The sequence below is a fragment of the Stanieria cyanosphaera PCC 7437 genome (genome assembly GCF_000317575.1).
Lineage (GTDB): Bacteria > Cyanobacteriota > Cyanobacteriia > Cyanobacteriales > Xenococcaceae > Stanieria > Stanieria cyanosphaera.
Genome location: NC_019765.1, coordinates 1 through 23,549, shown reverse-complemented (window position 1 = coordinate 23,549; position 23,549 = coordinate 1). Strand labels below are relative to the sequence as shown.

General features: G+C 40.5%; 23 protein-coding genes and 1 pseudogene. 8 read left to right on the top strand and 16 right to left on the bottom strand.

The window, feature by feature from the left end; genetic code table 11:
* Nucleotides 1-121: 121 nt before the first annotated feature.
* Nucleotides 122-1,156 (top strand): RRXRR domain-containing protein, encoded by a 1,035-nt coding sequence (locus STA7437_RS22225; protein ID WP_015211891.1) that lies wholly within the window; start codon nt 122-124, stop codon nt 1,154-1,156.
* A 117-nt stretch (nt 1,157-1,273) separates the two neighbouring features.
* The gene (locus tag STA7437_RS25950; RefSeq protein ID WP_015211890.1) at nt 1,274-1,807 is read left to right on the top strand and encodes a hypothetical protein; all 534 of its coding nucleotides are present in this window, start codon (nt 1,274-1,276) and stop codon (nt 1,805-1,807) included.
* A gap of 153 nt (nt 1,808-1,960) precedes the next feature.
* Here the strand turns inward: STA7437_RS25950 and STA7437_RS22215 are convergent, their stop codons facing one another.
* Entirely contained in the window at nt 1,961-2,686 is a 726-nt protein-coding gene (locus tag STA7437_RS22215; protein ID WP_015211889.1) for a hypothetical protein, read from the bottom strand.
* Nucleotides 2,668-3,540, bottom strand: coding sequence for a hypothetical protein (locus STA7437_RS22210; protein ID WP_015211888.1), 873 nt, complete (start codon nt 3,538-3,540; stop codon nt 2,668-2,670). The genes STA7437_RS22215 and STA7437_RS22210 overlap by 19 nt, the downstream gene beginning before the upstream one ends.
* A 464-nt stretch (nt 3,541-4,004) precedes the next feature.
* Here STA7437_RS22210 and STA7437_RS22205 point away from each other — a divergent pair, with 464 nt between their 5' ends.
* Both STA7437_RS22205 and STA7437_RS25645 read left to right on the top strand, forming a co-directional pair.
* A complete protein-coding gene (locus STA7437_RS22205; RefSeq protein ID WP_245562187.1) occupies nt 4,005-4,364 on the top strand; it encodes a transposase in 360 nt (119 codons plus the stop codon).
* Nucleotides 4,330-4,773: a transposase gene (locus STA7437_RS25645; protein ID WP_083856894.1), complete on the top strand. Its 444-nt coding sequence runs from the start codon at nt 4,330-4,332 to the stop codon at nt 4,771-4,773. The genes STA7437_RS22205 and STA7437_RS25645 overlap by 35 nt, the downstream gene beginning before the upstream one ends.
* A 74-nt stretch (nt 4,774-4,847) precedes the next feature.
* Here STA7437_RS25645 and STA7437_RS22195 read toward each other — a convergent pair whose 3' ends face one another.
* From STA7437_RS22195 to STA7437_RS22175, 5 genes are all read right to left on the bottom strand, one after another.
* Complete coding sequence (locus STA7437_RS22195; RefSeq protein WP_150109183.1) at nt 4,848-5,687, bottom strand: hypothetical protein; 840 nt, start codon at nt 5,685-5,687, stop codon at nt 4,848-4,850.
* 110 nt (nt 5,688-5,797) lie between these two features.
* Entirely contained in the window at nt 5,798-6,751 is a 954-nt protein-coding gene (locus tag STA7437_RS22190; RefSeq protein ID WP_015211886.1) for a tyrosine-type recombinase/integrase, read from the bottom strand.
* Between the two features lie 177 nt (nt 6,752-6,928).
* A complete protein-coding gene (locus STA7437_RS22185; RefSeq protein WP_015211885.1) occupies nt 6,929-7,570 on the bottom strand; it encodes a hypothetical protein in 642 nt (213 codons plus the stop codon).
* Nucleotides 7,571-7,595: 25 nt separating this feature from the next.
* Nucleotides 7,596-8,087 (bottom strand): hypothetical protein, encoded by a 492-nt coding sequence (locus tag STA7437_RS22180; RefSeq protein WP_015211884.1) that lies wholly within the window; start codon nt 8,085-8,087, stop codon nt 7,596-7,598.
* Nucleotides 8,087-8,548: an RES family NAD+ phosphorylase gene (locus tag STA7437_RS22175; protein ID WP_015211883.1), complete on the bottom strand. Its 462-nt coding sequence runs from the start codon at nt 8,546-8,548 to the stop codon at nt 8,087-8,089. Before STA7437_RS22175 ends, STA7437_RS22180 begins: the two co-directional genes overlap by 1 nt.
* Before the next feature lie 286 nt (nt 8,549-8,834).
* On the opposite strand from STA7437_RS22175, the gene STA7437_RS22170 reads away from it, so the two are divergent.
* Both STA7437_RS22170 and STA7437_RS22165 read left to right on the top strand, forming a co-directional pair.
* Nucleotides 8,835-9,443, top strand: a complete 609-nt coding sequence (locus STA7437_RS22170; RefSeq protein ID WP_015211882.1) for an IS607 family transposase — start codon at nt 8,835-8,837, stop codon at nt 9,441-9,443.
* Nucleotides 9,440-10,555, top strand: a complete 1,116-nt coding sequence (locus tag STA7437_RS22165) for an RNA-guided endonuclease InsQ/TnpB family protein (RefSeq protein ID WP_015211881.1) — start codon at nt 9,440-9,442, stop codon at nt 10,553-10,555. Before STA7437_RS22170 ends, STA7437_RS22165 begins: the two co-directional genes overlap by 4 nt.
* 67 nt (nt 10,556-10,622) lie before the next feature.
* Here STA7437_RS22165 and STA7437_RS22160 read toward each other — a convergent pair.
* From STA7437_RS22160 to STA7437_RS22125, 8 genes and pseudogenes are all read right to left on the bottom strand, one after another.
* Nucleotides 10,623-10,973 (bottom strand): annotated as a pseudogene (locus STA7437_RS22160) (type II toxin-antitoxin system VapC family toxin).
* On the bottom strand, nt 10,963-11,211 hold the full coding sequence (locus STA7437_RS22155; RefSeq protein WP_015211880.1) for a type II toxin-antitoxin system VapB family antitoxin: 249 nt from the start codon (nt 11,209-11,211) through the stop codon (nt 10,963-10,965). Before STA7437_RS22155 ends, STA7437_RS22160 begins: the two are co-directional and overlap by 11 nt.
* 181 nt (nt 11,212-11,392) lie before the next feature.
* Nucleotides 11,393-12,859: a multicopper oxidase family protein gene (locus tag STA7437_RS22150; protein WP_015211879.1), complete on the bottom strand. Its 1,467-nt coding sequence runs from the start codon at nt 12,857-12,859 to the stop codon at nt 11,393-11,395.
* A gap of 29 nt (nt 12,860-12,888) precedes the next feature.
* A complete protein-coding gene (locus STA7437_RS22145; protein WP_015211878.1) occupies nt 12,889-13,467 on the bottom strand; it encodes a DUF411 domain-containing protein in 579 nt (192 codons plus the stop codon).
* A 91-nt stretch (nt 13,468-13,558) separates the two neighbouring features.
* Entirely contained in the window at nt 13,559-16,732 is a 3,174-nt protein-coding gene (locus STA7437_RS22140) for an efflux RND transporter permease subunit (RefSeq protein ID WP_041620428.1), read from the bottom strand.
* A 178-nt stretch (nt 16,733-16,910) separates the two neighbouring features.
* Nucleotides 16,911-17,345, bottom strand: coding sequence for a FixH family protein (locus STA7437_RS22135; protein WP_015211876.1), 435 nt, complete (start codon nt 17,343-17,345; stop codon nt 16,911-16,913).
* Nucleotides 17,346-17,380: 35 nt separating this feature from the next.
* Nucleotides 17,381-19,138, bottom strand: a complete 1,758-nt coding sequence (locus STA7437_RS22130) for an efflux RND transporter periplasmic adaptor subunit (RefSeq protein ID WP_041620463.1) — start codon at nt 19,136-19,138, stop codon at nt 17,381-17,383.
* A gap of 436 nt (nt 19,139-19,574) precedes the next feature.
* Nucleotides 19,575-19,814 (bottom strand): hypothetical protein, encoded by a 240-nt coding sequence (locus tag STA7437_RS22125; RefSeq protein WP_015211874.1) that lies wholly within the window; start codon nt 19,812-19,814, stop codon nt 19,575-19,577.
* A 398-nt stretch (nt 19,815-20,212) separates the two neighbouring features.
* Between STA7437_RS22125 and rppA the strand changes: the two genes are divergently transcribed.
* Nucleotides 20,213-20,908 (top strand): two-component system response regulator RppA, encoded by a 696-nt coding sequence (rppA, locus tag STA7437_RS22120; protein ID WP_015211873.1) that lies wholly within the window; start codon nt 20,213-20,215, stop codon nt 20,906-20,908.
* Between the two features lie 23 nt (nt 20,909-20,931).
* Nucleotides 20,932-22,275 carry a two-component system sensor histidine kinase RppB gene (gene rppB, locus STA7437_RS22115; protein WP_015211872.1) on the top strand — a complete coding sequence of 448 codons (1,344 nt, stop codon included), beginning with the start codon at nt 20,932-20,934 and terminating at the stop codon, nt 22,273-22,275.
* 158 nt (nt 22,276-22,433) lie between these two features.
* Here rppB and STA7437_RS22110 read toward each other — a convergent pair whose 3' ends face one another.
* The gene (locus STA7437_RS22110) at nt 22,434-23,231 is read right to left on the bottom strand and encodes a glutaredoxin family protein (protein ID WP_015211871.1); all 798 of its coding nucleotides are present in this window, start codon (nt 23,229-23,231) and stop codon (nt 22,434-22,436) included.
* Nucleotides 23,232-23,549: the final 318 nt, after the last annotated feature.

Here is a 23,549-nt window from a genome sequence, read left to right as displayed (position 1 = left end):
GACGAAGCAGTTGTCTAGCCTGTGCGGAAAACGTAACCTGAGCTAACTGAACATGGCAGTTCAAAACACATTACGGATGCTTCTCTAGTCTGTAATTCCTGTGTAAGCCAGAGGCGAAGAGATGTATATACAATTAGGGCTTATCGCCATGTACGTACCTGTAGTAGACAAAAACCAAATCCCGTTAATGCCTACAACCTCGACGAGAGCCAAAAGGTGGATTAAGTCTGGTAAAGCTACAGGGTTTTGGAAAAGAGGTGTTTTCTGTGTACGGCTAAATATCGAGCCTAGCAACAGAAACTACCAACCAATAGCTTGCGGTGTAGACCCCGGCAGCAAGCGTGAAGGCTATACGGTTAAATCCAAAGCTCATCAGTACTTAAACATTCAAGCTACTACTGTTGACTGGGTTAACGAACACCTTAAGACTAGACGAGAAATGCGGAGGGCGAGAAGGTTTAGGAAAACCCCTTGTAGGCAACCGAGAGCTAATCGTTTGATTAACAAGTTTTGCCTACCACCCTCAACAAAGTCGCGCTGGCAGTGGAAACTTCGCTTGTGTTCTTGGCTTTCTAAGATGTTCCCGATAACTACTTTTGTAATAGAAGACATTAAAGCTAAGACTTGGGGTGGTAAGTGGGGTAAAAGCTTCTCTCCACTGCAAGTAGGCAAAGATTGGTTTTACTCGGAACTAGCAAAGTTAGCTGAAGTCCACACCTTGCAAGGTATGGAAACTAAGCAAATCCGAGACGAGCTTGGGTTGAAGAAAACCAAAAACAAACTAGCCGAAACCTTTGAAGCCCATTGCGTAGATAGTTTTGCCTTAGCTTATTCAGTAGTCGGTGGTAATTCTTTACCAAAGAATACTAACTTACTGATTGTTGTTCCCTTAAGGTTTCACCGAAGGCAACTTCACAGGTTAGAACACGCACCTGGAGCAATTCGTTCTCCTTATGGTGGAACAATGTCTGCTGGGTTTAAAAGAGGTTCTTTAGTCAAGCACCCAAAATACAATCTTTGTTTTGTGGGAGGTTCAAGCAAAGGTAGAGTCTCACTTCACTCTGTCGAGACAGGTAAGCGACTTTGCCAAAATGCTAAACCTCAAGATATTAAATTCTTAACGTACAACACTTGGAGGACAAAATATGCCAACTAAACCCTGCCCTCCGTTTCCTGAGTGCCTGTCGCCTGGGGTCTCCCCAGGCGTTTATAAGGCACGTCCCTGCGCCAAGCTGAGTACAGCTATGGCGAGGGTCTCCACGGAGGCGGAAAGATGAATCAAGATGCTTTAGAAAGACTGCGTAATAGAGCTAAACCGACTGTACAAAGTCGAGACTTATCGACAATTCCATCGGTCAATAAGAACGAAGAATCATCTCAAAAGCCTGAAGTTTCAGTAATTCAAGAAGAGAGGGTAGCTAAGGAAGCAGAATCCTTAGCTTACGATCGCCATAATCTTAAAGATATCTCAAATTCTAGCAATCAAGATGTAGAGATATCTTCAACTACAGATGCTCTCAATGCTATACCTGCTCTAGATGAACTGTCTTCACCGAGCATGGATATTAAAACCAAGCAAAGCACGATTAGGTTAGAACAAAAACTCAGCCAAAAATTAAGTCAAAAGTGTCAGGAAGAAGAAATTAGTCGGGAAGTTTTTTTAGAAGCCTTGTTTGTATATTTTGAAAATCACAAATCCATACAATCTAAAGTGTTAGCTGAAGCTCGCCAAAGAGATCGACAAAGACAAAAAATAGCTAACTATCGTCGAGCTAAGTCAATGATCGAACGCTTTGGTAATGAATAATACTAAGTAAACTACCCAACGCTTCCGCTACGCGGTAGGTGCCGATCTTTGCGCAAAGACAGATGAAGTGTAGATATCTAGATACCTTGAAATCTGTGCTGAGTATAAAGCTTACGGGGATGAATAAACGTTAACACCCCGTATTTTTTTTTATTAACCACAGTCGACATTTTTAATAATCGCTTTCACAGCTTGCGCTACTGTCAATTTATTCCGAACGGGAACGAGGTCAGAAACTGGATACCTACAGCGAGAAGAAATTTTTTCTTTTCGGTTTAAAATCTTTAACTGCTCGATAATATTATTTTTGTATTTCCTCGATTTCCCCTGAGTATAATCCCGATTAAATACACTACCGATAAATTTAGACCAAACAGCTTCTACATTTGACAGCCCAACAGAGGTAGGATAAACATTGCCCCAACAGATTCTGCCATCAGCCATAATATTGGGTAAAGGAGCATGATAAACAATTAAATTTGGCTCGAACTGATTCTTTTTTACTGCCCAAAGAAAGTAGCTACTACCGATTCCCATAAAGACGAAACTCGGCAGAGGTAAATAAAATTGTTCTTGCCCGACTTGTAGGCTGTAACGCTGTTGGGGAAAGAAACAGACTATCCAATTACCCGAAACACCACTGCCATGACGAATCACACTTTTAGACAGCCAATCTGTATCGGTAGGCTCGTTAGCAAAAGCATTTCGCAAAACCTCTGGAGTCAGACTTTTGTAAACGTGCCTATTACCCTCTAAATAATGGAAAATATAATTGCGCTCGATAAATAGCAGTTCGGCATCTAAATTATCGAGATTTCTCGGTGCTTTGGCAATCACTTCTCTGAGTACATCGCCAGAAATTAATGGGGAGTCGAACATTGATTCCAAAGCCTCAAAACAGATTGAAAATTATTATTTAAATCGGCTTCTAACCAGCCAATGAAAGAACCCGCAGCATCTAAGATTCTTTGGGCTTTAAGGTATTCTCTATGGAGGTAAATAACATTCTCTTTTGACCAATCTAACGTCGTTCCCTTCATGCCCTGCAACCATCCACCCTCTTCGTCAAGCCAAATATTATTGGTATTTAAATCTAGCAATCTCAAAGTTAAAGGCAGATAGCAAATGGGTTTCTTGGCTTGAAAACACATACGTCTGAGCTTTTTAAAATCGATACTGTGAGGATGGGCAATTTTAGCCATAGTGGGAGGAGAAGATAACTCTGCTTCAAACCATTCCCCATAGCAATCCTCACCCAGATGATTCTGCCAATGTTCTAAGTTTTCTCTACCAACTGAAGTCATGGGCAACAAAATTTTATCTCCTAATGCCAGGTCGCAATAGGACATTTCATAATCCTCTAGCTGCCCCAGACCCAAAGACGTTACTAGAATCAATCTCGGTTCGATAAAATCAATTTGCTCTTCAAGAAGGTAATCCAAATAATTTAGAGGAAATAAATCCCGATGAACAAGCTGAAGAAATTCAATTTCTCGTTCCGTGTATTGAATTAAACCGTCATCTTCGTCTAACCCAGGATAAACCGCAGCCTTACTTTGTGAGTATTGTTGGGGAAAAAAGTGACTGTAGAGAAATAGTAATTGGTATCTTAATTCTCTTTGTTCGAGATATTCAACGGCATTACCGAGAGTAGAAAGATCGAGACATTGATAGAGCAAATCTACTGCTTGTTCGACAGTCGCAATTTTTGGTACTGAGGTATTGGCATTCATTTACTGGAAAGTATGTAAATTATTCCTAACCCCCAGCGTTAGCTTTCTAATATCTTAAAAATGTTAACAATTTTTAGAAGCTAAAAAAGAGATCGTATTAATATTCAAAGAGCGAGATTCTAAAAACAGTGCCGTGTTGAGTTATCAATTAGAAAAGTATCTATGTTCTTCTTGGCAAAAAGAGACGCGCTATTACGTTATCGAACTGTGCCAGGACTTATGGGGCAACTGGCTGCTCAAAAGAACCTGGGGTTCGGCTGCAAAAAGAGATTTTGGTCGCTCGAGTTCTACAGTTTGTTCGGATTACGAAACAGGTGTCAAGCTCTACAATAGAGCCGAGAAACGTCGCTTGTCGAGAGGCTACAATCTTCTTGCAACCTTCGATTAATGTGCTTTGAGCTTCTCACTAATTGCTGTGAACCTATCCCACTATTGCTCAAATATGATACTTTACTCTTGATGATATGGAGACTAAAGTGGCAGGACGTTTTGAAGGGCTAAATGATTTGGAGTGGAAATTGTTTGAAGATATTTTGCGAACGTCTCAAAGGAGATCGAGAGGAATGCCTCCTGTTCCGTTTCGTTATGTGTTAAACAGCTTGCTATATATTTTAATTACTGGATGTCGATGGTGTGATTTACCGACAGGAAAACAGTGGGCATCAAAAAGTTCAGCACATCGTTGGTTGAAAAGGTGGCAAGAAGATGGAACAATGGAGCAACTTCAAAGTCGAATTTTGGGCATAGCGCAAAATCAAGGCATGATTAATTGGAATTACGGGGCTATTGATGGCTCTTTTTCCCCCTGGAAAAGGTGGCGGTGAAGAAGTCGCTTATGGCTACAAGGGAAAAGGAATTTTAATTCATACCATCACAGAAGGAAATGGGATGCCATTAGCAAGTCGAACCACAACAGCTAATGGTAGCGAAAGGGAGCAGGTATTGCCTTTATTAGATAGCATCAAAATTCAAACAGGGAAACCAGGTCGTCCCAGACAAAGATTTTCTGTGTTAGCTGCTGATAAAGGTTATGATAGCTGCGAAAAGCGATCGCAATTAAGAAAAAGAGGTATTAGACCCCAATTTCCCAAACGAGTCTATAAATCCAAAAAACATCGTGGAAGACCAATTAAAAATGATACACCGCGATTTCATTCAACAAGAGCGTTGTTTTGCTTGGTATCAACGCAAGTATCGTCGTCTTGTTGTTCGATGGGAGCGTATCAAAGCTAATTTCGATGCCTTTTTATCTATAGCTACCATTCACATCTGGATTAACAGAATATTATTAGTGGGATAGGTTCTCTCTATGTCTTCGTTTCCCCCTCATTTTTCCAACGATATTTACCAACACTAGTTCTAACCCAACCTTGTTTGCCAGCCCCTTTGCTCAAGCCGTTACTAAAAGCAGCGTAAGCTTTTTTTCTATCCTCTCCTGCTAAACCTTCTGGATAATAGTATTTAATCACATCTTCAGCACTAACTACTTGAGGATAAAACTCTTGCAAACAAACCGCTACGGCATTAACGGTAGTTTCGTAAAAAGCTAACTTTTCAGAATAGGGCAATTTCAACGAATTGGTTGAAGTCGAGCTTTTAGTTTTAGCCGGATTTTTTTGGGTAGTGGGTTTCTTGGTTTTGGCAGTTTTAGTACTGCTACTTTTGGTCTTACTATTGTTTTTTAGAGATTGGCGATCGCTTAGTTGAGAGGTTTTTGAGTTAGATTTTTCAACCTCAGTGGCTTTCTTTTCTGGCTTTGATTCTTCTGAAGCTAGAGTAGCTGAATCTTTTTCTGCGATCTTTTCCTGAGCTTTTTCTTCCGATAAGCGGATTTTCCCAGTGCCATTAACCTGTTGACCATTAGCGCGATCGCTAATTTCTTGAGGAACCAATTTAGGTGTTTGAGGAGAAGAAGATTTTGTTTGTAAGGGGTGTAAGATTGCTTCGATACTTGCTAACTGTTTTTCGGCAGCTTCAGCCTCTAAAACGTGTTGTTCTAGTAATTGTTGATGATAATCAACTGAAGAACGGTGATATCGTGCTAACTCCCGATAATAATTGACTAGTTCGCTCAAGGCTTGTTGAGCCACCACTGGGGGAGAAGGTGCTTGTGGCGGTTGCATGGATGGGGAGACTGTGTTTATCATTAATTCAATTCTATTTTAAACTTTCAACTAGTACGCTATCCAAAAAAAAAACGCACTCCTTAATATTTTATTAAACTTTAAACGAAGTAGCATTAGTTAGGTTGTAGAGTTTAAACTTCATCCGCAGTCGAATCAAACAATTGCCAAAATTGTTCTTGAGCTTTAAGATCTAATCCTCTTTCGCTATATCTTTGATAGCTGGTTTCACTCCGATGGCGAGTAATCCTGCGAGCAAGCATCGAATCCATTCCAGACAATGCCAAATTAGTAGCCAGAGTATGACGCAGACGATGAGGGTAACATTTTTCTAACCCTGCTATTTCCACTAAATCCTTAACGATGCCATACAAACCATCGTAAGTTAATCTCTTGCCCTTACTTTTATTAGAATGGGATAAGAATAAAGCAGAATTTGCTTCAGTACCCATGCTTTCAACTTCCCGCCACTTTAGATAGGCATCAATTGCTTTTCTAGCCTCAGATAAAAGGGGTACCATACCTACGCTATCGCGTTTAGCTTCCAAGATCTGTAAGCGTTTGCCATCATAGTCTTTAATGTTTAACGCCGTAACCTCACTGGCTCTCAAACCGTGTTCTAAAACTCGCAACAGGGCGGTATCTCGAAGGCGATGCCAACCCCGTTTTTTTAAGGCATTAAATAAAGATTGTACTTCTTCATCACTTAATTCTTGAGGTGTTGGTGGCTTGAGTTTGGGTTTGGTTAGAGTCAGAGTGGGATCTTTGCTGATGTAATCTTTGATAGTCAGCCAATTAAAAAAACTCTTGAGAGCAGCGAGTTCCTGACAGATAGTAGCATTACTCAGTTCTAATTCCTTGAGATGTTGTTTGTAGCGGTCTAAATCTTGATGTTTGAGAAGATGCCAGGTTCGATCCGTCCACGCCAGGAAGCGAGTTAATGCCCGTTTGTAGGCACGAATCGAATTAGTAGATAATTCCATGCTGCGAAAATATTCATCTACTCGAGTCACACGAAAATCGGTAATTATTTCGTTGGCAGGTTTATCGCTAATAAAAATTAATTTTGGTTCGGGAACTTCCATCATAATTTACAAGTTATGATACAACATTAAAGCGTATTGGTTCGATTTATTTATAAAATTTTCTCTAAATCTCTGATTGTCTAGAGCGGATTAATCGTTTAGAGGAGTTAAAAACGAATTTTTCTTGATTTGCTGTCATTTATTTCCTCATGTTAGTACTCGGAAAGTGGCAAAAAAGGGTTATTGCTGCTCGATAATAATTAAAATGCGATCAAGATCGTAAAAATCTCCATTGCTACGCTTAAGTTTAAATCCTCCCAGCAACAAAGATAACCAAACTTGACCCAATGATAATTTCGTTTCTTCTACAAGCCGAACCAGAGAACACTCTTCTCCGATATATTCGTCAAACCAAGCAAATATCTTTTCACACCAAGCAGTAACATTCTCGTCATAGCTAGTTTGAAAAACTTGTTGCCTCATCTGCTCGGAATCGAGAACTTGCAGTAATTTTTGTTTATCTACTTCTCCTGCCACTGACTCCATTTCTGGCAGCAATGACTTTACTCTCTGCCTTGGTTGTGGTGGCTCGAGTAAATCAGAGATATCTAAACTCATCGATTGCCGAACTAACCCAGCTAGCAACTCTTCATTAAATTCTGGTTCACTAGGATCGTATTTCTGCTGCCAATCATTGAGTAAAGCTTCGCTTTTAAATTGGTAAATTTCAGCGATCGCTGCTAAAATTTCTCCTGCTAACCTCAATTGCTTTTCAAGATTAAATTGAGACAGCATATCTTCAGCTTGTTCGATCAGAACCGAGACATTTGCTTTTTCTGGTATTTCCTTTGCCGTTTGAAGACTCTGCCAAAAATCACTCAAGTTATTTAATCTCTATACTTAACTTTTAATTTGAGCTAGCTAGCGGACAAGCTTCAATAGGACATTCTGTAGGATGTTTAGTTAACATTTGAGCAAAATTATCAATTCTATACTCCTCATTTAATTTAACCAAAACTCGCTCCAAATAAGTCCTCACCTGCCGAGGAGTCCAGCCCAGACAGTGCACTGGTTCGATAACAGCAAGTTGCGTATCCCCCTGCCAAACTGCTGCCGAAACTGCGTGTAAGAGTGCATCCTTACGTTCTTGCTTGTAAAAAGTCACCATTGCTACAATCGGCTGCTCTACCGTAACAGAGATTTTTCTAGAAGTGCCACCTAACTTCCTAGCCTGTCTGCGTTTAGCGTTATTTTCGACTCGATTACGGTAATGAGAGCGACGACGGCGACAAATTTTGGGATTCCAACAGCCATCACCCAATTCGCCATGAATTTCGCTGGCTGATTCAATATCCAACCCAGCACAGTGAAGACATTTTTTGTTAATTTTTCTAGCCATTACAAATCACTCTTCCACATTCGGCGGTCGAATTTAAACTTCATCGATGATTCTAATACTACTTTCAACTTAGAAGGTTGGGGATTGAGCAAATAATTATACTCTACTGGCACTATGGAGCAAGGAACTTTCAGAATTGGTATTCTGAGAGATGTTAGCCAATCTCGTCCCATCTCTTGCAAGAGAGGATAGGATGATGTGTCTTGCCAATTATCTGGCAGTTGTGATGGTTCAATCTCTTCAATTTCTACCTCATCGCTCATCCCAGCTTTGATGGCAACTAAAGAAACGCGATTGCTTTCGAGATGAACGAAGATTTCTAAAGATGCTAGTGCCAAACTTTCAGCAGTGTAAACAATCTTATGTCCTTGAGGATGCCACCTACCAGGGATATATAACCCACCTATACCAGAAAACGCTGATGCTCGATACTTTTGAGAACAGATACCCCAGACGAACACTAACTAAAAATTCCGTTACTGTCAACTGACATTATTTTAATATCATTTGACAAGAGAGTTGAATCGCAATTAGCTTCGAGATCGCTCATCTGCCTTTAAGATTTGATGTTTTTAAATGTTAGAGGAAGGGCGATTACTTAGACTTTTTTTAACTAAAATTCAACTGCTACTGAAACATCAGTTTGGTTAAAATCATTACCTTTGAACAATAAGGGCAACCAGCAGAACTTAAATAATTGGACATAGTTAGACAATCATAGACATAAATTTATGTTATACTTGGTCTATGTCCAACTTATTAACTGTTACTGAAGCTGCTCAATTACTTGGTGTCTCTACCAAGACAATAAGACGTTGGGAAAATGAAGGAAAAATCAAAGCAATTAGAACCGAAGGTGGTCATAGACGCTTTGAAGTATCTTCATTGCTCGGTAATAAACATGATGCTTCTTTAACAGTCGCTTACGCTAGAGTCTCTAGCTCAGACCAAAAGGAAGACTTAAAACGACAAGTGTTAGTACTAGAAGCTTATTGCGCAAAGCATGGTTGGTCTTATGAAGTCATCCAAGACTTAGGTTCAGGTCTAAACTACAGAAAGAAAGGACTAATAAAATTAATTAAACTTCTTTGCTCGTACCAAATAGAACGATTAGTTATTACACATAAAGACCGATTATTACGATTTGGCAGTGAGCTTATTTTTACTCTATGCGAGATATTCGGAACAGAAGTGATAATTATCAATCGCTCCGAGGACTCTACCTATGAAGAAGATTTAGCAGCAGATGTAATTGAAATAATAACTGTGTTCTCAGCAAGGCTTTACGGGTCGAGAAGCCATAAGAATAAACAGATAGTTAATCAATTAAAGCAAGTAGCGGACGAGTTAAAGTGATTACTTGGAAGACAGAATTAGACTTTAATAATAAGCAGAAGACTTTAGCCAAGAAACACGCTGGTGTGCGCCGTCATAGCTGGAATTGGGGACTTTCTATTATAAAAGACGAGATTGAAAATAAGTCTAAATGGTCTTCAGCTATTGACCTACATAAGAAATTAGTAGCCGAAGTTAAAAGTGTTAATGATTGGTACTATGAGGTCTCTAAATGCTCTCCTCAACAAGCTTTAAGAGATTTAGTTGTCGCTAGAGATAGATGGAAGAAAAAGATAGCTAAATTCCCACGCTTTAAAAAGAAAGGAATTAAAGACTCTTTTTACTTAGAAGGTAATATCCAGATTAGTAAGAATCGGATTAAATTACCTATCTTTGGTTGGGTCAAAACCTATGAAAAGATGCCTGTTATGCGAGCTAAGAACTGTGTAATTAGTTGTAGAGCAGGTCGTTGGTTTATTGCTTTTAAGATAGAGGCTGAAAAATTACCTATCTCTAACAAACCGCAGCAAGTAGTAGGTGTAGACCTCGGTATTAAAGCACTGGCAACTTTATCAACAGGATTTCAAGTAGACTCCCCAAAACATTATAAACAGGCAGATAAGAAACTTAAACGCTTACAGAGAAAGCTTTCAAGACAAGTCAAAGGAAGTAAGAATCGTGAGAAAACTAAACTCAGAATAGCTAAACAACATTATCGTGTTGCTAGCATTCGTCAAGACATCTTACATAAGTTAACTAGCTACTTAACTAAGAACCACGGTGAAGTAGTTACAGAAGACCTAAAAGTGTCTAATATGCTGAAGAACCACAACCTAGCTAGAGCAATAGCTAACGGTGGATTCTATGAATTCAAGCGACAGGTCGCTTACAAATCGAATTGGTATCGCACAGTTCATACTACTATTGGAACTTTTTATCCCAGTAGTAAAACTTGCTCTAGTTGCGGAGCTATTAAAAAGACTCTCAAGTTATCTGAGAGAGTCTTTAACTGTCCTTGTGGATTTAGTTGTGACAGAGATTTAAACGCTAGTTATAACCTAGCGAACTTGGCGGTAAGCTCTACCGTTACAGTCTGTGGACAGAGTAGGTTACAGAAACTTAGGTTTCAGTGACTCTGATTGAAGCAGAAATAAGACATCAAGATAGTGTCTAAGTTTGTCTAACTTTATCCTATCTTGTCTAAGTTCTTAAGAGCGGTTGTCCAGAAGTTTTACTAAGAGCATAAGCAAAACAATCACCAAAATTTAAACTGGCGGGATTTCTGCCTTTACCATAATTCTCAAAAGCATAACGAGCTATTTTTAGTTGATTTTCATCAAAATTGACTAAATTAATGGCTGCTTTATATAAAAAGAAATCTAATTCTCTAATTCCAGCTTCTTATTTTCTCGCCTTGACTATTATTGATAGTTCTAAGGCAGTTCCCATAGACATAAGACGAACTGAGTCCGAAGCGATTGCATCAGCTAAGATAGTTGCTTCAGGTTCAAGATTAAGAATCGCTATAATCGCACTCGTATCAATAACCATCGTTGTAACCCAAAATTTCTTCCTCTGTTCGGTTATCTAAAGTCGGCAGGGTTTGATACCGTTGAGCAATATTTAGTAGTTCTTGTTGTAAAGGCAAAGGAGTAATTTGTTTATTTTTTTCCCTTTCTAGTCTTTCAGCCAAAGATTTAATTACAGCTTCTGTGATTGTTTCTCCAGTTATTTCGCTTAATTCCCTAGCCAGTCTATCTGCTTCAACGTTTTTAATATTAATCGCCATTTCTACATTACAGAATTATTTCTTTATTGTAGAGGTTTTCTCGAACGGATCGCTTGTTTCTAATTTAGTGTAATTTTAGTGTAACAGTGATAATGGTAATTATCTGGGATTAATCTGGATAGGTATTATGTACTAGCGTCTTTGATTCCAGGTATTATTAAATTTTTCCCAGATAGCACTATCAAGCTTCAATTATCAAATTGCCCATCATACCCAAATCTTCATGGTCGAGAACATGACAATGATAGACAGTTTTACCTGTAAAATCGTTAAAAGGAATACGAATGCGCACGGTTTCTCCCCTCTTAACTAACACTGTATCTCGCCAGGCAAGTAACGATTCCGCAGCCCCGTTGCGACTGATAACCTGAAAAGCATTTCCGTGAATGTGAAAAGGATGATCCATTACTCCTGTATTGATTAGTTCCCAATCTTCTACGGTGTTGAGTTTAACTTGAGTATCGGCGCGATCGCCCTGATAGTATTCACCATTAATTAAAAAAGCCATACCCACCCCAGGAGTCATACCGTGATTAATCTCAAAGCGTCTTACTGTTTGGGGTTCGGGTAATAGGTCAATCGAATTTAGTTTTGTGGGCAAGGCTACAGACTCAACAGCAGAAGTATAATTGACTGTGGCTAAAGCGATCGCCTCATCTGGGTTGCTGCCCATCATTCCCCTACCGCCCATCATGCCACCACCCATCATGCCCATACTGCCTCGGTCATAGGGTAAATTGAGTAAGCGGTACTGTCCCGACTCTTTTTCTCCTCTGACCAAAATATCGGCTCGTTGTCCTGGTGTCAGTAGTAATTCATCGACTTCTACAGGCTCGTTCAAATTATTGCCATCGGTAGCAATGTGGTAGAAAGCATGGTCTTCTAGGGCTAACCTGTAAAAACGAGAAGGAGAAGCATTGAGAATGCGTAAGCACAGTAATCCGTTTTGAGTTAGGCTAATACTTGGATTTACTTGCCCATTCGCAGTAATTATCTCTCCCTCCCTACCCATCATTAGAGACATATGTGCCGAGTCCGAACGTCTTCCGCGATCGTCAATAGAAAAGTCCTGTAATACTAAAAATTCTTCTTGGGCTGCTTTTAATTCGGGAATTTCATCACCCTCACCCCGCACGATAAATAAACCAGCCAATCCACCAAATAGTTGTTCTGCTACTAATCCGTGTAAGTGAGGATGATACCAGAATGTACCCGATGGATGATTATTAGGGATTTGAAATTCGTAGGTTAGTTTTGCTCCTGGTTCTATTTTCAGGAAAACATTATCTGCGTTGCCCGTAATAGGAATATGTAAGCCGTGATAGTGAATATTCGTCGGCTGTTCGAGGTTATTAGTAAAATGGATGCGAACTTTATCCCCAGGCTTTGCTTCTAAACGGGGTGCGGGAATTTGCCCATTATAAGTCAAAAGATTTGCTTGGCGATCGCCCAGATTTACCAAACGTTCGCTGGCTTCTAGGTCTAGTTCGAGTAATCCATTGCTGCTTTGATATAGGGGTGCAGAATTAACTGGTGCAGAAGTTACAGATCGATCTGAAATATCTCGACGCAACCAACTACCGACTAAAGCTGCACCAGTACCAACAGCACCCAAAGCAATAAATTGGCGACGGTTGAATTTAACCATAATTAATTCGGTTAGAGAACCTTTTTAATTCAATAAGATTGGTATTCTTTAAATACCTTGACTTCTCCCTTGTCATTAAATGCCAATACTTGAAATGGTTGTTTGATATCTTTTGCTTCCATTCCTGGCGTACCGATGGGCATTCCTGGCACTGCCAATCCAATCAGATCGTCTGGTTTTTCGGCTAAGAAACGTTTGATATCATCGGCAGGGATATGTCCTTCCATGACGTAGCCATCGATGATAGTGGTGTGACAGGAGGCTAGTTCTGCTGGAACATTATGTTTTTGCTTGAGAGCTTCCATCTCTTCAGTTTTAATATCCTCAATTTTGAAACCATGTTTTTCGGCGTGTTCTACCCAGATACCACAACAACCACAGGAAGGGCTGCGATATACGGTCATTTTTCTAGTTCCAGAGAAATCTGGCTCGGTTTCTCGATCCCAAACGCTAACTAAAGTAGCGGTATTTATATTTTGAGCAACTACTGAATTGTTATCGCTCAAAGTTTGATTAACTCCCTGACTGGAAGTTAAATAATAAGCTCCGCCGAGCGCACTGGCAATCGCAATTGAAGTAATAGTTATTTTAGATAGTAGTTTTGACATTATTGATTCAATTGATAGTTATTTGTGTGTGAAATTTTTATCTTGAATTCCCCAGTCCAATAGGAGTCAAAAAGCAGATTAAGATTCTACTTTAAGATAGCTGTTTACGAGTAGAACGTTTCATCTTCCTTAATTCACTCAAACTTTGAGTAATATCATCAACAAAGGTATAAACGATGGGAATCACAATCAGAGTCAGCAGGGTAGAAACTGTTAGTCCACCTAAAACCACTGTGGCAATGGGAGAATAAGCATCCATGCCCGTTTCGGGATAAAAAGCCAGTCGCACAATCACAATCATGGTGGTTAGGGTAGTCATAAAGATGGCTTTGAGTCGCACTGGTGCAGCTTGGCGTATGGCTTCGGCTCTGGGTACTCCTTCTTCCCGCTTGGTAAGGATTAATTCCAGTAGCAGAATGGCAGCAGATACGGAAATACCAGAAAGAATGATAATTCCCAGAATGGATACGGATGAGAGGGTTTGTTGAGCTAGTAATAATGCACCAAATACCCCAATTAACTGTAGGGGAATCGAAAGCATCATTACCAGGGGTTGAATAAACGAACCGAATTGAATTACCAGAATGAGATAAATCAAGATAATAGAAACTATCAAACCTTTGAGCAGGCGATCGAATTCAATCATCATATCGGTCATATCCCCCATCGAATCCAAACCGTAACCAGGAGGGAAATCTAACTCTTCTCCCGCACGCATGGCGATCGCCATTGATAAATCCATCGAAGCGGGACTGGATTTACGATAGTAACCATTGACGTAAACTACCCGTTTACCGTTAATGTGTTCGATTAAAGTTGCTCCATATTCCCGTTTTAAAGTAGCAACGGTACTGAGAGGTACTTGCTGTCCGTTGGGAGTGGTGATGTAAGTAGCTGCCAGATTCTGACCGTAGGCGCGATCGCTTTCTGGGTAGCGGACTAAGATAGAATTTTGTCTGAGGTTGGGACGGTTATAGTATTTACGAGTAAAACCACCATTGAGAGCGTAACGGGCTTGTTCGGCTACTTCTTCGATATTTAAGCCCAATTCCTGAGCGCGACGGCGATCTATCTCTAGTTTATATTCGGGTTGAGTTAAAGCAGAACTGGTATGCGCCATCACTAACCCTGGAGTATCTTTAGCAATCTCTAGTACCTTATCTGCTAGAGGGTAAAGAATATCTAAATCTTCGCCGTAGACGGCAATCTGAATCGGTGCTGCCGAGGTAGCCATTACGTCTACCCCCATTTCCTTGATGGCAATGCGCCGTAAACCAGGGATAGTGCTACGGGCTTGTTCCTCCACCCCATCCATAATTTGCCAGATATCGCGGTTTCGTTCGTTTAAATCCTTGAGGGTGACAACAGAGGAAGCTGTGTTGACGCTACCCATGCTGTAACCACTAAAATAGGTACTGTTGCGGGTAATTTCAAAACCAACGTTAGAAGAAACTTTTTCTACTTCTGGCTGTTCTAATAAGATCGATTCAAACTGCTGTGCCACTCGATCTGTACGCTCGAAAGATGCTCCTGCTTCTAATTCGATAGTAGCGACAAACTGCCCCGAATCTCCCAGAGGCATCATCTCTTGGGGAACTAAGGGATAGAGAGCAAAGGCTAACACAACAGTGGCAGCAGCGATTGCTAGAGTAATTTCCCGATTTCTCAGGCAAATATTTAACAACCAGCCGTAACCTTTCTCTAATGCCTGAAAACCCAAACGGAAGGGAGATAGTAACCATTGCAACCATGTTTTACGATTGCCTTTTGTTTCTCCGATTGGTTTGAGGAAAAAGGCTGCCAATAGGGGAATGAGGGTAATGGAAACCACCAACGAAGCAATAAAAGCAAACACCATTGGTAAGATTAGCCCTGCAAACATCAACCCCGTCAATCCCCCTGAAAGGATGGTGGGGATTAAAGCTGCAATCATCACGCAGCTAGCAGCAGCACTGGCGAGAAATACTTCTCCCGTCCCCTGAATAGCTGCCTGTCGGGGTGTTTTTCCTTCTTTAAGCTTGCGATCTATTGAGTCAATGACAATAATCGAATCATCCACCAGTTTCCCAATTGCCATCATCATCCCCACCAAAGTTGAGGAGTTGAGGGACATGGAAAAGGGAATAAACGGCAGCATGGAAAGAGCGAGAGTTGTAGGGATGGAAATCATCACGATCGCCGTTGCCCGAAAATCCTCTAAAAACAGCAGAATTACTAACCCCGCCAGTGCCACACTAATTAATAATTCTCCTGTGGTGCTATCTTTAATTAGCTCGACTAGGAAGGAGTTATCATAAGCCTCTTCAAACTCTAAACCTGGATATTGAGACTCGATTTTTTCTAATTCCTTTCTCACCCTGGCAATTACCTGCGGTGAACTAGAGTCGGGTTTTTGAATGACGTTAACTGCTAATGCCGATTCGCCGTTATAACGATAAGCACTGCGACGTTCTTCATAGGTATCTTTTACCTCTGCCACATCTCGAACATAAACAATCTGCCCCTCCCTTTCCAAGATAGGATAATTCCTAACTACCTGAGCATTAAGAGCGCGATCGTCTGCCCTTACTAAAATTTCTTCATCTCCTTGAGTTAAAACTCCCGCCCCCTTACTAACATTATTATTATCGATCGCATCTCTGACCTGAAGAATCGATAATCCGTAGGCTGCTAGCTTCTGGCGATCGACGATTACTTGTAGCTGTCGGCGATAACCACCTGTAATAAAAACCGATTGGACATCCTGAACGTTAGTCAGGCGATCGACTAGGGTATTATCGGCAAACTCCCGCAGCTTTACCCGATCCCATCCCTCAGCCTTGAGTGCCAGAGTTAAAACGGGACGGTTTAACGGATCGATGGGTAACACCCAATAAGAACGGGTATTGATCCCATCCATCGGCAAATCACCCTCCGCCGATTTCATCACACTTTGCACATCCCGAACTGCTTTATCGATGTCCCCACCCCAGGCGAATTGCACCGTCACCAGAGATAAATCCTGTTGGGAACTAGAACGCACAAAACGCACCCCATCCAGAACAGTCATTCGCTGTTCGATGGGTTTGCTGATATAGGTTTCCACCTCCATCGGGGACGAACCAGGAGTTCTGGTAATTACTGCTACCAAGGGACTCTGAACGTAAGGCATCATTCGCACGGGAATGATTATTAAGGTAAGAACCGAGAGGATAAGAACCCCGATATAGAGGGCAACAGTAATTACAGGGTTGCGAATTGACCAACGGGTGAAAAAAGTTTTCATGGAAAAAGCACAATTGATTACAGTTAGGTTAGGTTTCCATCTCATTTAACCCAACCTACTAACAGGGAGATTTTCAATTTCCCGTTCAGATGTTTTTTCTACAGGAATGGTAAGGAAACTGATTTGCTATTAACCAAATAAATAATGGCTGACAGTTAAAAGCTGAGAGTTTAATTTATTACTTAACTTCAACAGTAAACTCTTGTTGAGCCTGATATTGAGGGTCTTTGACGCTGGCAACTACATTCCAAGTACCCTGCATTCCAAAATAAGTAGTCGCTTTGAAACGACCAGGTTCGTCTGCGGGGGTAACTTCTACCTTACCCATCATGTCTTCCATGCCATCCATTGGCATAGTTGCGCTGACATCTAGATTTTCTACTTTTACTCGATTGCCATTGCTATCTACTACTTCTAAGATCATTTCCGCATCACCCATCGGAATTTCGGCTTGAGGATCGGGACTGACTAAATTTACAGTAGCAGTGCTTTCTTGTTTGTTTTGTGCTGTTTCAGTAGGAGTAGGGGATGTTGTTTGAGTATCGCTTTGGGCGGGACTACAAGCGATCGCCAGTAAACTTAGGGGAAGCAAAATTAAGATTAATTTTTTCATGGTTGGCTGAATTGATAGTTAATGAATTAAGTTAGTTATTGGACTTTGAGGGTAAACTCTTGCTTACCTTTATTCTTGGGGTCTTTGACTTGAGCCGTAATCGTCCAGTCCCCTTTCATGCTGAGATAGGTATCAACTTGAAAGCGACCAGGTTTGTCTGCGGGTTGAACTTCTACTTTTGCCGTCATCGGTGCCATGTTTTTCATCGGCATTGACGCGCTAACTTCTAAATCTTTTACCTCTATAGGTTGACCCCGATTGTCTTTCACTTCTAGTATTAATTGGGCATCCCCCATTGTCACTTGTCGATTGTCGGGACTGATTAACTGGATTTGAATATCTTGAGTAGCAGCTTTATTCATTGCGATAGATTGTTCGGACTGGTTGATGACCGCTACGGGGGCATTTTCTACCAAGCGATGTTGTCCTGAAGTTACTACCGCTTGTTCCGACTCTAAACCACTGGTAATTTCTATTCTGTCTCCCGTTGACATTTCCAAGGTTACGGGTTGGGCTGTTACCGTATCTCCTTCTACTACCCATACTGAGGGTTGGTCTTGAAATTCCACCACCGCAGCTTGAGGAACAGTAATGGCACTGGGCTTACGGGCAGTGACAATCTTCATTTCGAGGAACTTACCAGAAAGCAATTGTCCGTCAGGATTATCGATAACTGCCTCTACCGTTACGGTACGAGTTTGACTGTTAGCTTGGGGAAAGATGCTGGTAATTTTTCCTTTAATTGGTGGAATGTTACTGCCAGGAACAGTAGCAACTACTGTCGCCCCTGGATTAATATTTACAGCATCACTCTGGGCGACATTAGCCTGTAAGCGAACCCGATTGTAATTGCCGATTTGAACGATGCCCATACTCGGTTGAACCACTACCCCAGGATCGACGTTCCGTTCTTGGACGATGCCCGAAATGGGAGAAGTGATGGTGGTGTAACCCTGCATCACCTTGGCAGTATCGACTTTAGCTTTGGCTTGATTAATCTTGGCACGGTTATTAGTTACCTGTGCCTCCATCCGCGCTAATTTCACCCGTGCTTGCTTGAGGTTAGCTTCTTTGCTTCTGACTTCGCTATCGACTACATCAAACTCATCTTGGGAAATTACCCCATCCTTAACCAGTCGGGCAAAGCGGTCTTTTTTCAGGTTGAGATAGTCGAGATCGGCTTCAATCTGGGCGATCGCGCTTCGCTGTTCGTCTACCTCAATCTTGCTCATTTCCAGGTCGGTTTCCATCGTGCTAACCTCTGCTGCTGCTTCAGCTACACCTGTAGTCAACTCTGAAGCATCTAAGGTAGCTATGGGTTGTCCTGCGGTAACGCGATCGCCTGGATAAACCGAGTAATTAGTTAGCTGTCCTGCCACACGGGGATAAACCATAATTTCTTCATAGGGTTTAATCGTTCCCGTATAGCTCACGCTCGCTTCTAACACCTGGGGTTTAACGGTTTCTACCCGCACGGGATGGGGGTTAAACGAACCATCCACCGCCATCATCTCATCGTGAGACATATCCCCATGATCCATTCCTTCCATACCCGCCATCGAGCTAGAAGGCTTAAGATGATTGGTTAAGACCAGGATATTCCCCGTCAGCAGGGCAAAAACTCCCAGTCCCAAAAGGGTTTTTCCCAGTCTAAATGAACCTGAAGGTGATTTTTTCTGAGATTCAATTTCTCTCAGTTCTTCTGTTGCAGTAATTGAATGGGAAGTAAGGTCTTCCGTTACGCCGTCGGAGTTGAGAGAATAATGGGACAAATTCTCATTATTATCTGACATTTCTTCTTGAGTTTTTTTAGAAGGTCGCGTGGGTTGAATCTCATTTAAGCTCTCGTGACGACCGTTTGGGTTCGCAGTCATGCTACCGTCTTGTTTACTATCTGCACTCACACTAAACTAGAATGGCACAAGAAAATTAAATCAGGATGAAATCTCTTGTTCTGAATCAATAATATTCAGTTTTACCGAACCTACAAGGTATTAGTAAAAGCCAAATATTTAAAATACTTTAAACTACAATTACTAAAATTACTAAAATTTTGGTAACCATATCCTTATTTTTTAATTAATAATGCAATTAATGATTATTTATTCATGTCAAAGTAAACAATTATTGGATTTGATTTTCTAGGATTGGTTTCCAATCCTAGAAAATCATTTTCAAGTTGTAGTTCTATAGTTTAGCTAAATAAATAATATTATTTTTCATAGCAATCTATTTTTTTGTCGAATTTTGAGTATTAGTTGATTGATGCTGTTGATGATTTTGGTGTTGACTAGCTGAATTGTTGGTTTGCTTTTGATTATTGTGATGCTGTTGATGATGGGAATGGCTATCGGTAGTAGTAGGTTGTTTTTGAGGACTATTTTGTGCTTGACTGACTGATATAGAAGCAATCGTAAAAAAAGATGCTAATCCTACAAGACAAATTGACTGAGTTAGTTTAGTTTTCATATGTACCTAAATATTTTAAAAGGGTTGATATAGCTTTCTTCAAATAGGCGAGGTACACCTATCATCAGTTACTTGTTGTCAATCAACTATCAACAATTAACAAAAATCAAGGAAATGAACTGTATCTCGTTAACCTGAACATCGCTATATATCTATTTATAATTCGGAAAAATTAAATCAGAATGAAATCGGATAAATATTAACTACTTTTTTGGTAAAAAGTGTCTACAGTGTTTACCAGTTAAATCATAGATTGAACTATTGAAAGATAGATAATCTAAAATTGGTAAGAGAGTAGAACTTATTTTTCATCTTAATTTCATAAAGTTATGACAAAATAACGCTTAACTATCTCAATAATCAAAAGTTTAGTCAAAAGCAAGATTAATTCCAAAAATATGAGAATTCTGTTAGTTGAAGATGAACCAGATTTAGGGGCTGCTATCAAACAGAGCTTGAACAACAACAATCATGTTGTAGACTGGGCATTAGATGGTTTTGATGCTTGGGATTATTTTAAACTCAAAGAATATCATCTGGGAATTTTTGACTGGTTGTTACCTGGCTTATCGGGAATAGAACTAATTAAAAAAATTAGGCAACAGCAAAAATCTTTACCAATTTTGATGCTTACCGCGAAAGATAGCATGGATGATAAAATTGTTGGTTTGGATGCAGGGGCAGATGATTATTTAGTTAAACCCTTCGATATGCCCGAATTATTGGCAAGATTGAGAGCTTTACAAAGAAGAACCCCTCAAATACAACCCCAACGCTTACAAGTAGGAAATCTCAGTTTAGATTACGGTACTAATACTTTTTGGTTGCAAGAAGAATCGGGAGAAATACAGGTATTACTTACCAAAAAAGAGTTTCAGTTGTTAGAGTATTTTATGCAGCATTCCAATCAAATTGTTACCAGCGAACAGCTTTTAGAACGACTTTGGGAATTTGGTGCAGAACCTCCCAGTAATGTAGTAGCTGCCCAGATATGTTTATTACGTCGCAAGTTAGCTAAATATGGATGCGATGAGATGCTGGAAACCGTATACGGACTAGGGTATCGTTTTCAGCCTGTTTCCTCAGTCAAATAATTGAAAATGATCTTTAACTCAATGTGAAACAAAACCGACTTTTTGAGCGATCGCGCTGGCGACTAGCTAGCTGGTATGCAACGATCATCAGCATAATTTTATTAATCTGTGCCGTGGGAGTTTATCAAGCAGTTGCCCATGCCCATCAGATTAGCATCAACCAAGAACTAAAATCAGTAGCTGGAACTCTTCATGATAGTCTGTTACCTGTTCTCCAACAACCAGGGAAAATAGAACCTGAAGTCAAAGAGTTATTACCTAATACCTGCCTTGTAGAAACAGGGTGTTACAACCCCGACCGTTTTCAATCTTTGCGGTTAGGGGTAATTGGACAGGATAAATATTATTTACGTTTATTCGATCTGTCTGAAAATTTGGTAGCAGTGGCAGGAATGCAACCGAAATTACCTCAAATTCTCACTCAACAGCAATGGGAAACTCTGACTGACTCTCAAAATATCCGCTATCAGCAAATTTCTTTTCTCTTGCACACTCAACAAGGTCAAAATTGGGGTTATCTTCAAGTCGGCAGAAGTCTCCAAGATGTCGATCGCTATGTGGATAATGTTAGATGGGTGCTGTTGTTGGGAGTACCTTTAGTTGTGTTATTAGTAGCAGGTGCTAGCTGGTGGCTGTCAGAATTGGCAATCCGCCCTATTTACCAGTCTTATCGACAAATGCAGCAGTTTACCGCCGATGCTGCCCACGAACTGAGAACCCCTCTAGCAGCAATTCAAGCAACGGCTCAATCTAATCTGATGTTGCCTATCCTATCGGAAACGGAAGCGCGAAATACCTTAAGCAAGATCGTGCGACAGAACAAGCGATTGTCTAGTTTGGTGGCAGATTTATTGACTTTATGCCGTATTGATGGAGAGATAAGCGGTAATCAATCCCATCAAAAGAGAGAAAAAGTTGCTCTGGCAAACCTAATTATTGAAGTAGAAGAAGATTTGGCAGCCTTAGCTATGGCTTCAGAAATTGAACTAGCTTCTCAAGTCAAAGTATCTCAACTAGAAATAATCGGCGATCGCTCTCAGCTATATCGTCTGATTACTAATCTGGTAACTAACGCGATTCAATACACGACCGCAGGGGGTAAGGTCATTATTAGTCTGACAAAAGAACATCATCAGGGGGTAATTTCTGTTCGAGATACGGGTATTGGTATTGCTAAAAACGAACAAAAGCGTATCTTTGACCGCTTTTATCGGGTAGATAAGGCTCGTTCCAGAAGTAAGGGTGGCTCTGGGTTGGGGTTAGCTATTGCCAAGGCGATCGCTCTGGCTCATCATGGTAGTTTAGAAGTAGAAAGTGAGATCGGTCGGGGAAGCAACTTCATCTTGAGGCTACCCCAAGATCGTTAGACAACAGCAATTATTTGAGATACAAATACTTTTAAGGGGCTTTGTGAATTCATAGTATGACCCACAATTGCCTCGCTGTCTTTTTGCTACTTCTAAAAGATAAACTCTCTAGTCAGCTAGAGAGTCAAGACAATCATAGTCGGAAATATTAACTATATCTATTTAACAGCCTCTTGTAAGCGAACGATCGCAGCAGGTTCGGCTTCTTTGATTTTGGTTGTTTCAGCTTCTCCTGTAAAAGTATTGAATAGCAACACACCGCCCATAATTGCCATAATCGCATTTTCGGTGAAGCTGACAATACCTAAAGGTGCTTTGGAATTACCGCCCACACAAGCACAGTTGAGGGCTAATTTGTCGATATAGACAGCTTTTATCACCGAGATTCCGCCACTAACACCAATGAATAAGGAAGTAATACCTGTAGCTATTGGAGCAACCCCAGAGAGGAATCCTAGAGCGATCGCAAGTTCGGCAAAAGGATATATTTTGGCGTAAGGTTTGATTTTCTGGGTTATCAGGTCGTATTTCTCAAAACTCTCGGCAAAAGATTCGATATCCATTAACTTGAGGGTAGCCAGCAGAGATAGGGAAAAGCCCATAAACCCAGTCAGTCCCATCGCAGTAGCCAAAGCCATTAGTCCTGCACTAGAAAAAACGGCAATTACGGGAGTGTAAGAATATTCTGCTCCTTCAGCTTCTACATCTAGTTTTTCAGCTAAATCGGTATATCCGCCAATTCTCTCTTCGCCGAAGAATATTTGAGGTGTAGTTTGAACGTTATGCTTGGCTTTAAAAGCTTCGGTTTCTTCTTTCGATTTTAGTTTATGGTCTTCAAATTCGATGCCTTTTTCTTGGAGCAAATTCACCGCTTTCAATCCCCAAGGACATTCGTGTTCGGGGGTAGACATTCGATATAATCTTACTTTTTCTTTTTTTAAGATTGCACTGTTCATATTTATCTATCGGTATTAATTTAAATTAGATCTAGTCTAGAGTTTACGGTTAACTAGAGAGTCAAGCCTGTGTTTTTCGATATTCGCAGAAACCAAAACCAGACCATGAAGGATCAGTTGAATCCAGCATGGCTTAACTGACTACGATATTAAAATTACATAAATTGAATAGCGATCGCATCTTTCTCGTGAATGAATTGTCATTTATGACTTAAGAAAGAAAGTAATTTCATCATTTTTTCATTTTTTGGATTTACGCAGGTTGGAAAAATTATCGATAACTTTTCCTTTTTATCTATATCATCTACGTCAAAATAC